15 protein-coding genes are annotated in these 12,067 nt (G+C 36.5%); 5 read left to right on the top strand and 10 right to left on the bottom strand.

All coding sequences use genetic code 11. From position 1 onward, the window contains the following. Positions 1-27: 27 nt before the first annotated feature. The 6 genes from comGB to ACFX4X_RS03745 form a co-directional block, all read right to left on the bottom strand. Positions 28-1,062: a competence type IV pilus assembly protein ComGB gene (comGB, locus tag ACFX4X_RS03770; protein ID WP_377381719.1), complete on the bottom strand. Its 1,035-nt coding sequence runs from the start codon at positions 1,060-1,062 to the stop codon at positions 28-30. After that, positions 1,046-1,495, bottom strand: coding sequence for an ATPase, T2SS/T4P/T4SS family (locus tag ACFX4X_RS03765; RefSeq protein ID WP_377381716.1), 450 nt, complete (start codon positions 1,493-1,495; stop codon positions 1,046-1,048). The genes comGB and ACFX4X_RS03765 overlap by 17 nt, the downstream gene beginning before the upstream one ends. Before the next feature lie 165 nt (positions 1,496-1,660). Then, complete coding sequence (locus tag ACFX4X_RS03760) at positions 1,661-2,146, bottom strand: hypothetical protein (protein WP_377381713.1); 486 nt, start codon at positions 2,144-2,146, stop codon at positions 1,661-1,663. A gap of 85 nt (positions 2,147-2,231) precedes the next feature. Continuing rightward, the gene (locus tag ACFX4X_RS03755) at positions 2,232-3,425 is read right to left on the bottom strand and encodes an FtsK/SpoIIIE domain-containing protein (protein ID WP_377381710.1); all 1,194 of its coding nucleotides are present in this window, start codon (positions 3,423-3,425) and stop codon (positions 2,232-2,234) included. Further along, positions 3,418-3,654 (bottom strand): hypothetical protein, encoded by a 237-nt coding sequence (locus tag ACFX4X_RS03750; RefSeq protein ID WP_377381707.1) that lies wholly within the window; start codon positions 3,652-3,654, stop codon positions 3,418-3,420. The genes ACFX4X_RS03755 and ACFX4X_RS03750 overlap by 8 nt, the downstream gene beginning before the upstream one ends. A 180-nt stretch (positions 3,655-3,834) precedes the next feature. Further along, on the bottom strand, positions 3,835-4,017 hold the full coding sequence (locus tag ACFX4X_RS03745; protein WP_377381704.1) for a hypothetical protein: 183 nt from the start codon (positions 4,015-4,017) through the stop codon (positions 3,835-3,837). A 104-nt stretch (positions 4,018-4,121) separates the two neighbouring features. Between ACFX4X_RS03745 and ACFX4X_RS03740 the strand changes: the two genes are divergently transcribed. The 5 genes from ACFX4X_RS03740 (at position 4,122) to ACFX4X_RS03720 (ending at position 6,411) form a co-directional block, all read left to right on the top strand. Next, the gene (locus tag ACFX4X_RS03740) at positions 4,122-4,343 is read left to right on the top strand and encodes a helix-turn-helix transcriptional regulator (RefSeq protein WP_377381866.1); all 222 of its coding nucleotides are present in this window, start codon (positions 4,122-4,124) and stop codon (positions 4,341-4,343) included. A gap of 6 nt (positions 4,344-4,349) precedes the next feature. After that, a complete protein-coding gene (locus tag ACFX4X_RS03735) occupies positions 4,350-4,592 on the top strand; it encodes a hypothetical protein (RefSeq protein ID WP_377381701.1) in 243 nt (80 codons plus the stop codon). 176 nt (positions 4,593-4,768) lie between these two features. Then, positions 4,769-5,488, top strand: a complete 720-nt coding sequence (locus tag ACFX4X_RS03730) for a hypothetical protein (protein WP_377381698.1) — start codon at positions 4,769-4,771, stop codon at positions 5,486-5,488. Continuing rightward, a complete protein-coding gene (locus ACFX4X_RS03725) occupies positions 5,472-6,119 on the top strand; it encodes a hypothetical protein (RefSeq protein WP_377381695.1) in 648 nt (215 codons plus the stop codon). The genes ACFX4X_RS03730 and ACFX4X_RS03725 overlap by 17 nt, the downstream gene beginning before the upstream one ends. Further along, positions 6,103-6,411, top strand: a complete 309-nt coding sequence (locus ACFX4X_RS03720; RefSeq protein ID WP_377381693.1) for a hypothetical protein — start codon at positions 6,103-6,105, stop codon at positions 6,409-6,411. The genes ACFX4X_RS03725 and ACFX4X_RS03720 overlap by 17 nt, the downstream gene beginning before the upstream one ends. Positions 6,412-6,560: 149 nt before the next feature. Here the strand turns inward: ACFX4X_RS03720 and ACFX4X_RS03715 are convergent, their stop codons facing one another. From ACFX4X_RS03715 to ACFX4X_RS03700, 4 genes are read right to left on the bottom strand one after another with little or no spacing between them, the layout of a single operon-like run. Next, positions 6,561-7,709: a peptidoglycan-binding protein gene (locus ACFX4X_RS03715; RefSeq protein WP_377381690.1), complete on the bottom strand. Its 1,149-nt coding sequence runs from the start codon at positions 7,707-7,709 to the stop codon at positions 6,561-6,563. Next, complete coding sequence (locus ACFX4X_RS03710) at positions 7,706-8,071, bottom strand: phage holin family protein (RefSeq protein ID WP_377381688.1); 366 nt, start codon at positions 8,069-8,071, stop codon at positions 7,706-7,708. Before ACFX4X_RS03710 ends, ACFX4X_RS03715 begins: the two co-directional genes overlap by 4 nt. Before the next feature lie 37 nt (positions 8,072-8,108). Then, positions 8,109-8,291, bottom strand: a complete 183-nt coding sequence (locus ACFX4X_RS03705) for a hypothetical protein (protein ID WP_377381685.1) — start codon at positions 8,289-8,291, stop codon at positions 8,109-8,111. 10 nt (positions 8,292-8,301) lie between these two features. Then, positions 8,302-12,066 carry an LPD38 domain-containing protein gene (locus ACFX4X_RS03700; protein WP_377381682.1) on the bottom strand — a complete coding sequence of 1,255 codons (3,765 nt, stop codon included), beginning with the start codon at positions 12,064-12,066 and terminating at the stop codon, positions 8,302-8,304. Between the last annotated feature and the right edge of the window lies 1 nt (position 12,067).

The following is a 12,067-nucleotide window of genomic DNA, read 5'->3' as shown; positions in this document are numbered from 1 at the left end:
TTCACCTCCGGAATGCAATACTGAATCCTATATACCTTCAAGCAAAGAGAACATCGGCAGCAAAACCGCTAAATAAATGGAAACGATCAAAAGACCTATCAGTGAAAACATAAGAGGCTGAATGATTTTCAAGATTGCATTCATTCTCTCTTCGATTTTCTCGAGTAAAAAACGACTGTAATGATGCAGCTCTGCATCAAGTCTGCCGTATTTTTGACCATTTGCAGCAACCACAGGTAAGTTTCCATCGAAATAGGGGAGCTCCTGAAAGATCATTTCAAGCGATCTTCCCTCAGTCAGATCATCCTTGATGATGGAGCATAGTTTTTGGTAAAAAGGCTGTTGCTGGTTTTTAGAGAATAATTTGATGCTTTCGTTAATCGAAAGCCCTCCGGAAAGCAAACCGCTGAATTGGCTTGCAAAGAAATAAGTTTCGTATAACTTGATGAAGGTCCCGAATATCGGAATGACCATCAAAATCCGCCGCTGCCTTAATGGGCATAATCCATTGAACCAAAATCGTTTGAGCACAAACAGGAATAGGAGCAATCCAAGCAATATGAAGGGGAGGACTGGGAGAATGATTGTAGAAGCTGACAGTAATTTCAAGATTGCATTCTGATCGACATCCATCGTGAAATAGATTGCCTGAAATTTAGGAAGGAGAACACTCTGAAGTATATAAAAAACGATGCTTACAAAAATGACTAAGAATACGGGATAAACCATTAACTTTTTTACTTTATCCATATCCTCCGTTCTTTTCTTCCAATATTGCCCTCCTTCTTTCAACGCCCGATCCAGGTCGCCGTATTGCTCTCCATAAAATATATAACTTACAAGCTGCGGATGAAAATTAAGGTGAATTAGCACCTGGTGCAACGGATATCCATTCCTTAAATCCTTTATGGCCTGAGCGAAATCTTCCGCTTTCTTCTTCGATTCCTGGAATTCCAGAAAATGTAATGCGTCCGCCAGGGGATAACCATGACTTAATAATTCCCCTAGTTTCGAAATAAAGACCGCCTGTTCTTTTAGCTGCCATTTACTTTTTTGCTTCATCGTATACCAGCCGTTCATATTCCAGGGAATCCACATAGCCCATTGCAACCGCCTTTCCTATTTCATCCTTCAATTGGCGGTAGCTTACCGTACCCTTTCCTTTTTCATCCCCCATCATCCGAAGGACATTGGCCATGCTTTTTCCATAAAGCAATTCATACACACTTGCCCTTTTGTTCCTGGCAGTCATTTGGCAAGCAATAGCACAGTCGCCTTTACATGGTACACAGCTTAATTCAACCAGCCGCTGTGCTGTCACGCCAATCAAACTCTGTTCAATTTCAAGCAGGCTGACACCAAATTCAAGTAACCTGGAGATAGCGCCCTGTGCATCCCTTGTATGCATGGTTGTAAGTATCAAATGACCGGTTAGTGCAGCACGAACTGCAATTTTGGCCGTTTCGGCATCCCTGACCTCCCCAACCATGATCACATCGGGACTGTATAATGAAATTACACTAGTATCACCCGGTCAACGATACACTCCAAAATACTAATATATCAACGGTTTAACTAATTGCTCCCCCTCTATTTATAAAAACTAATTAACGCTAGTTCATACTAGTGTGTGAGCATTTGTGTGGTCATGTGGTCAATCTTAAATGATTGACCACTTTTTTATTTCATTGAATGTTTTTACCTCTCCCCTCAAATTATGCTGTTTCATCCATCCTTCAAATTTACCTTTTCTATCTTCTGTTGAAGTGAATACATAAAGTGCTGGAATCAATCCAAATCTACTCTTCACTTCCGGAAACACATCGACATATGCTTCTATTTTGCTTTTGTTATCAGCCATTCCTCTAATGTTGTCTACTTCGATTAAATGAAGGTAGCCATTTCGGCTAAAAGTAGCATCACTTATGACTTTTTTCTTATTAGATAGGGCTAACCCTTTGAATTGTATTCCAAATGAAGAAGTGACTGGTTCTCTTGTCTCTATGATATATTCCTTTTTCCAATCCAGCGGGCAATTAAAATATAAATAAGCTTCGTTACATAAAAGGGTGTGCTCAATTAACATGTTCTTTTTCACTTCTTTATTAGATCCGATTAATTCCCTCCCCTCTTTGTTAAGGTACATTACCTTTTCTCGTTCAAAATAAGTCTCATGAATATATGGTTCAAGTTGTTTTATAATGCGGCAAGCATTCCTATAGCTTTTTAAATCATGTATTTGCTGAAGGTGGCGTATTTTCGCCATACTCAGCCGGTCTATTGTCGTTAACAGGTTTTCGATTCGTTGTTGAGTGAATGATATCATTTTCTCTTTCCTCCATTTTTTCCATCATGTATTTGTCATCAATGTACGGTACTTGAACGACTCTCTTCTTCTCAATTTTGTAAATGGCACGACCTGGTGTGCTAGGTAAATCCTCTGCTCCCTTTTCATCTAAAATAACCATACTGGCAATTTGTGCAGCTGCAATGAACGATATCCGCGCAACAATATTCATTTTGACTTGCATCGGGACAGCTTCTTTCGTAGGGTATTGGGTGCAATAAATCAAACGCAACCCTAATCCCCCACCTATTCGAGATATTTCAGATAAGGCAGCCTGACAAAACTTTGCATACTTCTTTCCTTCGCCAGCAATAATATTTGGTGATAATTCGGCCCCTTCATCCACTATGACAAAGGTCCGCTTCTTTATAGGAGTATCAACTATGTTGGTGTATCCTTTTGCTCGAAACATCTTTTCACGCTTCTTTAAGTCATCTACAATTTCGGACAATACTTCTGCTGCTTCGAATACATTACTGGCTACAGCTTTCACTTGTGGCAAACCCTCATATTTCCCAAACTCCAAACCGCCTTTCAAATCCAAGAAATAAAACTCAACATCATTAATCTGGTTCATAAGCAAAGTGTAAAAAGTCTCTTTGATTAAAACGGTTTTTCCGAAACGGGTAACACCTCCAACGAGCATATGAGGGTACTTTTCAAAGTCGTGATATAAAGTGCCTTTGTGATTCTTTCCGACTGGTATTTCCCATGTATCAGGCCGCAAAAGGGTAGCATCATAGTTCCAGCTATTCGGTAGCCCTTGTTCAAATACATTGATTTTTAACGCTTCGTCAAAGTCGATTTCCACATCTTTATTAAGCCCATCTTTCAATACAGGGATAAAGGATTCAAATGCTTCTGAGGGTACGCCTAAAGGCAGTGAGTAGATATAAGTGGTGTAAGTAATGTGGTTATATTTGCGGATTAATTTAGGATACAGGAACGTTTCTCCTTTGTTGATACCTACCTTTCTATTTTCAAATATCTGTTCTATTTTCTTTTCGTCTGTCATCTTCTTACCAGGGATAAAGGCAGCACCTAAAGCGATAGCTGGAATAGCTAACCATTCAATCATTCCAATTCCTCCAATCTTCAATTTCTCCTTCTGTTGTACCGTCATTAAAAATATTAAAGTATTTTCGGGTTCCCCAGTGCTTGTAATACGTTTTCTCTTCATCATGGCACATGTACATGTATTGGCCTAACGTTTCATCAATCTCTTCTTTGTCATTACTCCAATCGGCAAGAAACTCATGTAAAGGCTTAAATGCTTTCTTTTTACTACGGTGAATCTCAAAATCCATCTTCAACACTCCCTTTTTTTGAAATCAATCTTTTTTGGATGGAACAGACAGAAAAGAGATATGTGAAACATATCTGTCGCAAAATAAAAGAATTAAAAAAGACAAGTTAAACAATTGATATCATCAACTTTGCATAGAACAATGAAAAATACACCTTTTGAATATTACCTTGAACTATTCTTACAAGAATGCTTTGCTGATTACTTTCAATAAATAAAGGATGCTGCCGTACTTGGCTATTTCCATAAAAATTACTAGCATATCACCATTAATTTTTAACCCTTCCTTATCCAATAAAGCAATAGCTGCTAATGATCCTCCGGTTATACCTGTAAAGACTAATCCAAATGTGAACGGGTCCATTTTTACACTCTCCTCTTCGTTGTATAATTCATTGTATTGGCATCTAAAATATAATTGCATGTCTATCTGAAATTTAATTACTTAGAGGGGAAAATGGATTGAATGTGGAATATTTACAACAGGTGATGCATATGAGGTGTAAAATAGAAGAGTTAGTAAAACAAAGTGGACTTAGAAAAGATTACATAGCAAATGAATTAGGTATTTCTACAAGGCAATTGAGGAATTATGAATTAAATAGAAGTTATCCACCTATAGATAAGGCATATCTATTGGCTGATTTATTGGGGGTTAGAGTAGATGAACTGTATGAGAAAGAGGATTGAACTGTTTTGAACATCACTATCAAGGTTTACTTACATGTAAAGGATACTAATTTTTCTCAAAGTGGGAGCTTCCCAGTTCTTAATTCAGACTTCAAGAAGGATCCTGACTGGACAGCTGCTATTGCTGCATATGAATGGATTCAACAGATTAATAAGAATATGGGGTCTAGGGTTCGTATTGACCAAGTAATTTATAACGAAGAAAATGATATTACGGAGTTAGTTAAGAAGGTTAGGACTAACATTTAGAATGACTTACCATTCTAAAAAACAAGCCATCAATAACCCGAAGGACTGTTATTATAAGTTTTTTTAAAGAATATAGTTTTAATTTTAGAATAGATGGTATTATTATTTAAATGAAAAAAATGGATTTATAGGATACTTGCAGTATTATTAAAATTTATTAAAAAGGAGAATTTATATTGTTACACCTTGATTTTAATAGTTACACAACAGATAAAAGTTTCATCGAAGTAAGGTTTAAAGATTCCTTTAAATTACCTTTGACTGATACGAGATATAAGATTCTTGACAAAATGTCAAAAAAGTACTCTCAGCATCATTCAGAAAACCCGGAATTATTGTCTTTTTTAGATCAGAGTAGGCAACAACAACTTCATATTCAATTAAATAGAATTGTTATTGATTGGGACAAACCCAATTCTTTAGGGGAGTTCATTAAAAGTGCGGTTTCAGATTTAACTTTTGTTTTGAAATTAATGGAAGTAAATGAAATTATTCGTATTGGTTTTAGAACACTCCATTCTTTTCAGTCAAATAGCCAAGAAGCAATTGATCAATTTATTTTCAAAGAATATTTAACTTCCAAGTTCAAATCACAACAATTTGCTGATCATTACTTCAATCCTAGAGTTCAATTTTCTGGTAAAAAAGGAGCAAGTCTTTTTAATTTAGCGATGTATTATCAACAAGAGCAAACTATTGAGAGTTCTTTTGACCCTAGAATGCCAATTATAAATAAGGATGTAAGGGATTTATTAACAGTTGATTTAGACGGTTTTAGAGAAAACTTTAAGGTGCAGAAACTACAAACAGTTTTGAATGATCTTAAAGAATTAAATGATAAATTACCAGATTATATTAAATCCTTAAGGAATGACAAATATGAACTTTCAAAATAATACTAATAATACTAGTACTGCTTTTGATATTCATCAACCAAACCCTCAGAGAAACAATATAATTGATGCATCTAAACTATTTTCAACAAATGATAAGAAATTCGAGACTACTGGTAATGATGAGAAAGTTGAAGAAAGTGTTCTTATAGCCAAGGACTTTCCTCTAAAAGTTGATTTACCCCTTTATATTAATAAAGGTGAAAAGGTTACTATAAGGATTATCAGGGAACAAACAAATTACACTTCGACCATGAGTGGTCCTAAGTTAACACCCAATGAGAAACCTCTTGTTTCGTCGCCAATCCCAATAAGTACTATGGGGGAAAATGTCGATAACATATTCAACACAAATAAAGCTAAGAATGATAAAATAATTATAAATGAGGAGAATAAGGAGATTGATCTTATGACCCAACAAAGAGATTATTTTATTAAAATTCTAACTAAAGTACAAAATACAGCTATCACAGTTAGTTTAATTGTAGGTTTTTTATTTATTTTTCTTGCATTTATCAAAGTGATTTCTGTTCCCGACAGTATCTTTGTTTTATTAATATCCTCAACTTTTGGTTTTCTAATGTTTTTTGACAAGCTATATAGGAGGACATTAAATAATGCCAAAGTTCATTGAAACCTTTGAGTTCCTATCAAAAATTTTAGGACCAGCGTTTTTTGCTTTTGTAATCCTGTTTGGAATTTTGGGATATGGTATATCAGATTTATATAAGTTTAATATTACTCATAAAATAACTCATTCCTTCCCATCACAATTCATAATACAATTTTATTTCTATTCAATGATCTTTGGAATAATTTTTATAATAGGTATAATAACTCTTCAAACAAAGATATCTGCCTCTACAGTTGATTTACAAGGTAATTCAAAACTTGATCCAAATAAAAGTGCTGCTCCTGGCGCATAAAAATCCTATAACATCAAATCGTTATTCCAATTATAAAGACTTAAAACAAAAAGCCCTCTCAATACGAGAAGGGCTTTTACCAATGATGAGGTACTACTTAGGGGTAGTAACCGTTATTTAATTATTTCCATTCGTTTCTAATTATTCATTTATGCCGCAAACAATTCAGTGAAGGTACCTTTACCAGCTTTCTCATCTGCAGAAATCCCCTGGGCCTTTTGGAATTTATATAAAGCCGAATCAGTACCTTTTCCAAAGATAGAATCAAGTGATCCAGGATTAAATCCTTCCAAATAAAGTGCAGCCTGTAGGATCCAAGTGAGATTGCCTTTTGCACCTTTTTCGACAGTAACAATGGCGGCCTTTGTCTTAGCTCCCCATTTCCCATCCACAACAAGCCCCTTATTAAATTGTTTATTAAGTTCTGTTTGTAGCGCTTTAATCAATGCTGTTTTGGTTTTTGGGCCATTAAATCCATCCACAATTAGACCAGCTTTATAACGGCTATTTAACGTTTTTTGAATCGACTTAATTACTTCATCACCACTGTTTGAAGGTTCGGTTTCTTCTTTAGTATCAGATTGAGGAATAACGTCTTTAGCATTACCAAAATTGATTTTCTGGCCAATTTTTAATTTAGTTGGATCGATACCAGGATTCGCTTTAATTAAATCTTCAACTTGAACCCCGCCTGCTCCATCCTTATGTGCAATACTCCATAAAGTGTCTCCTTCTTGGATTGTATAAACATCAGGAGCCGGTACTGGCTTGGTTGGAATTTTTGAACCTCTCCAATCAAATGTAGCTCTGTAATTATACTCGCAACAAGCTTTCCAGCTATACCCTGGCATTTCATTATGGGCTTTATCATATTGTCCTACGCCATCTTTAACAAGTGCTTCGTGAAGCTCTGCGATACTTGCAAGAGTAGCTTCATCCATAGTGTCATATCGATAATCACCAGCAACACAAATACCAAGGGAGAACTGATTGCTATTCCCAACATGATATGTCCTGTTGTTAATATCATTTGCATACACAATCCTAGCCCTTTCACCCTTTGGTGTATTAACTATATTCTTAGGCTCAATTACAAGAGCATAGCCACATCCAGGCCACCCCAGTGTACTTACATGGTATGCTGCAAAGCTTGCAGCATCAGAACCCGCCAAACTCTTCTTTGTTAAAGAATGGTGCCATACGCGGTGAGTGATTGCTTTCGTACGTTTTGAATAAGTACCATTTGATTTCAATTTACCTCTCATATCGACTAATTGTGGAAGGTTTGTAAAATTCATTTTTCATCATCCTTTTCTTTGATTACTTGTAATTTATCTACAATCACAGATGGTACTTTTAACCCCATTATTGCGCAATTTTCTACAATCGATAATATTTCATTGCAAATATAAAAAAGCACCGAGGCCATAGCCACCGCGCCGTTTAAATTCAATATAATATCAATGATGTTTGCAGCTATGATTATGCCAAACACACCAATTTTTCTAACATATCCAAATAGAGCTGTGCGACTACGTAACCTTTTTTCCTTCCATGCTGCACCGATACCTGTAAATATGTCAATCAGCATTGACACAGCTAAATAATCTATATATTTTACATCCCCAAATAAGTAAGAATGAACAAGTTGTAAATCCATCTTTTCCTCCTCTATATAAAAAAGAGAGCTGAATGAATCAGCCCTCTCGGTTTTTACTTTTTAAATGTTTTGCCTTAACAGTACCACTTATTGCTATGAAGATGAAAACCAGCACTCCGAAAACCGCTCCAACTGTAACCGATACATCATAAAAATAAATATCTCCTACTATTGAGAAAACAACAAAAGCAGTAATGATACTATAAATCCATTTGTTCACAACTTCACCTCTATTCCTTAGGAATTTGCGCGAGATCATTAATAAATTGTTGCAACCTACGTGCTTTAGCTTGCTTTTCTTTCCGGCTTAATGAGTCATCATTTTGAACTTCTTTAATCTCTTTGCGGATTTTACCCATTTCAAGAGATTTTCTATTCATTTCTTTTCGTAATTCCTCGTCCAAGTCTTTAGATTCTATTCCCTGTTTAGCGTAATTTGCATGCGCTTGATCTAGCTTGGTTTTCAAATCATAAAACTTTTTAGAATTATCGTTAGAAAAAACAGGATCAGCTGTAACTTTTTGTTTCAATGTGTTTCCTATTGTAGCATTTTTTGTAGTTGCTGGGATACCTAGTTCAGCTAATACCCCGCCATATGATTTAAATAAATAATCAATTTGTTTTGGAGACTTTTTCGTCAATTTCCCTAGACCTTTAGCTACTTCGCTTGTTGTAGAATCATATTGGTATTCTGGAGAAAGACTTTGTAAATCCCCTGGTACAATAGGGGCATCCATAAAGTTTTTATTAGCTGGCAAATCTCGTAATACAGGATGTAAGGTTGTTCTGGTTGGTGGTGTGAAGCTTCCGCGGAAAGTTGCTGAAAAGGTTTTAAAAGCCTCTGGATCATCATCATTCCACATTCTTAATGCTCTCTCGACATCAGAACCAAAAAAAACACCTAATTCCCTTGGCTTTGGAATCTTAGTGAATGTTCCATCTCCGTTAGGGATAAGAAAGTTATTATCTTTTACAAAATCACTCAATTGATTATAGTCGGGATCATCATGGTTAATCGCATATAAAGCGATAGTCGGAATAGTTACTGCTGTGAATCCTTTGACTACGAATTTGGCAGGCTGACCTTTTATAGAACGCCAAGTTTTATCTAAACCCTGTAAGGCTGCATTTAAATATGGTACAACGGCATCAACTTCTTTTGCAGTATTCCCATACTTATTAAAGTTAACTGTTATGTCATTAGCTTCGTATAAACCCTTCATTTTACCGTCATAGCTAGGATCATTTTTGGTAATGCGTTTAAACTCCGCTAGTCGTGGTGCTGCTTCAACTGCGTTATTCAAGTTTTCTAAAGCTCCTAAACCTTTACCTAAAAAATTTCTTAATCCCTTTTCTGGCAAAACATCACGTTTACTTTGTGCTAATAAATTTACATCAGATGAAATTGGACTTGAATGACCTCCACCAACAGCTTTAAAAGAACGATACAAATCATCATTCTTGAAAACACTGATTACAGATCCAATTAAATCCTTTCCGAATTTAAGAGGATTATCCGTTGTTTTCGAGTTGACGAAGGCCGTTGGTATATCTCGCCAAATATTACGAGTCAGTGAGAATACAGGGTTAATACCAGTTGTTAAGTTTTTCATAACCCTTGTCACCTGACCGACAGCTTTAATTACAATATGTTGGGCTTGTGGTGAAAGGTTCGTAATCGCCTCTAATAATTGCGGATCATTAACCTTTACATGTACTTTTTGCCCATCAATTAAACCAAAAACAACATTCCCTTTTGTTAAATCTGTTTTCTGTTCAAACCCACTGATAAAGTTTTCAAGAACCCCTTCTACTCCATCCTTTTGTAATGTTTCTAAAACATCTTGAGGAGTTTCTTTCGTAGGTACAATTTCAGCCCATCCTTTGAAAGCTTCCGGATCTTGCTTGATATTATTAATTAGTGTTTGCATAACCTCGTTACGTTTGGCTGTCTTGACGTATTTATCCGTATGTTCAATTGTACTCTCGATAGGACTAACGAGTTTACGCTGAGATCCTACCGCTTTTTTTACAGGGTTACTTTGGTTTGAAAATCCTTTCTTAGCTATGTGAGAAAAACCACTTTTTTCAATATCTTTGAAAATACGATTGTTTGGTACATAATTCGGATTTGCTTCACGATATTGTTTCCATTGTTTCTCACTAAGGATTCCACTATCTACAAGCCATGTTTTCCCTAGTTGATTATTATATTCATAATATTGCTCGGATAATTCCTTGAACTCCGGAATTTGTGATTCGTATTGTTTCACTTTAGCTTCCGACTTAGCAGCATTCATTTCCATTTCATCAGGGAATACTTTTTCACCGCGTTCCATACGGGTAATAGCATGTTTGTTTATAAGATAATCCTCAAACTTTGAAAGCTTGTTTTTAGGCACCTTCGTTGTAATTTCTTTCAAAGATGGACCAATTGCATCACCTAACTTATTAACCATCTTCTCAGTTAGAATTTGTTTGCTTATTTGGTCGCTTCCACGCGAATTAAGACCTAAGGTATAAGAACTCTCAGAAGGCTTTAATTCCCTTCCTAGAACCTTTTCCACGGTCTTATCAAACTGATTCAAATTATGCAAATTATCAACAGTTTTGATATACGCATTGGCTTTTAAATTATTAAGAGTCGGCATTTCTCTTTTGGTTTTTGTGCCGATGTGGTCTAATGTATCAGGTAATGGATCGCCAGGCTTATAAGGGATATCATGATTCACAGGTTTAAGGACAATGCCAGGGTCATCAACTGCATTTAGTCCAGCTTCGATTGGTTCATAGTCCACACCTTTTCTTATACGGTCCAAGGAAGGCGCTGCTTCAGTATCTGCAATAGATTCCTCACGCTTAATACTTTGTAATCTATCAAACAAACTCTTATGAGGCGTTTCTATACGGTTACTTTGTTGTGGTCGTAATTGTTCCAAAATATCTTCGCTTGGTTTGCCTGTGAATTCAGGCACTTCACCTTTCGCTAACCTTGCAAGGCCATTAGAAGCAAGTTGGCCTGCTCCATCCAGTAAAGGATCTGCAATCGCACCGGCAGCCGCACCTATTCCAATATGGCCTAAGTTCTGTTTGTAATTGTAATCATCAGGATTCAACCCCTCACGGATACCAACTTCCGTAGCACCTACACCGGCCCCTGCAATAGCCCCTTCACGAGCTATTTGTCCGAACCTAGATAAACCTGTTGCTCCTGCTTTTGCGCCTAATCCGGCCCCTTTTACAGCTTTAGCAGCACCTAAACCTGGAACAAGGTAGCCAAGACCGGACGTAATCATATCCGTTCCTCCACCTTCCCCAAATTCACGATCAGGATTATAAGCTGGATCACGGTCATTCAGTCTTTTATCTAAGTTGCTAAATAGACCCAATGAAGCTGAATCAGTCGCACGATTAGCACCACGAGCAAATTCTTTCGTTTTATCGGATTGTTCATGATTCAAGAAGTTATTCATCGCATCCCCAGCTTTTACTTTGTCAAAAGGATTAAAGAAGTCTTCTGCTGCTTTGAATGTTTGCCCGACTTCCGACTTTTTAAGCTTATCAACCATAGCAGCAAAACCAGTTTTCTTTTCTGGTTCACGTTTAGGCCGATGTTCTGTAATGGTTTTCGCTCTTTCTTCCGTTCTCCGGTTAGAAAGATTTAAGATACCATCAGTCAAACGACTTTTGGTATCCACTTCATCCTCTTTTGAATCCATCCAGGTACGGAATTCCCTTGCTTCAGATTTATCCATCCCTTTACTGGCTGCCCAAGATTCAAACTTTTTATCGTAATTTCTTCCATAATTAGACGGTAAGTTTTTGAGTAAGCCTTTTTCCCATTCGTAATTCTTGCTTCGGGTTAAACTTTCCCCACTGTAGTTCGACTTGTTGTACTGAACGGGATTTTCGCGACGGGCCAAAGAAGAAAGCTTTGGAGATGCTTTCCTTTTCTTCTCGTTTTCTGCCCATATCTGAAATGCTGATTTCGCCATT

Source organism: Peribacillus sp. YIM B13481 (assembly GCF_042787985.1).
In the GTDB taxonomy this organism is placed as follows: Bacteria; Bacillota; Bacilli; order Bacillales; family DSM-1321; genus Peribacillus; species Peribacillus simplex_A.
The sequence above is the reverse complement of the archived record's forward strand: the minus strand, read 5'-3'. Positions and strand labels throughout refer to the sequence as shown.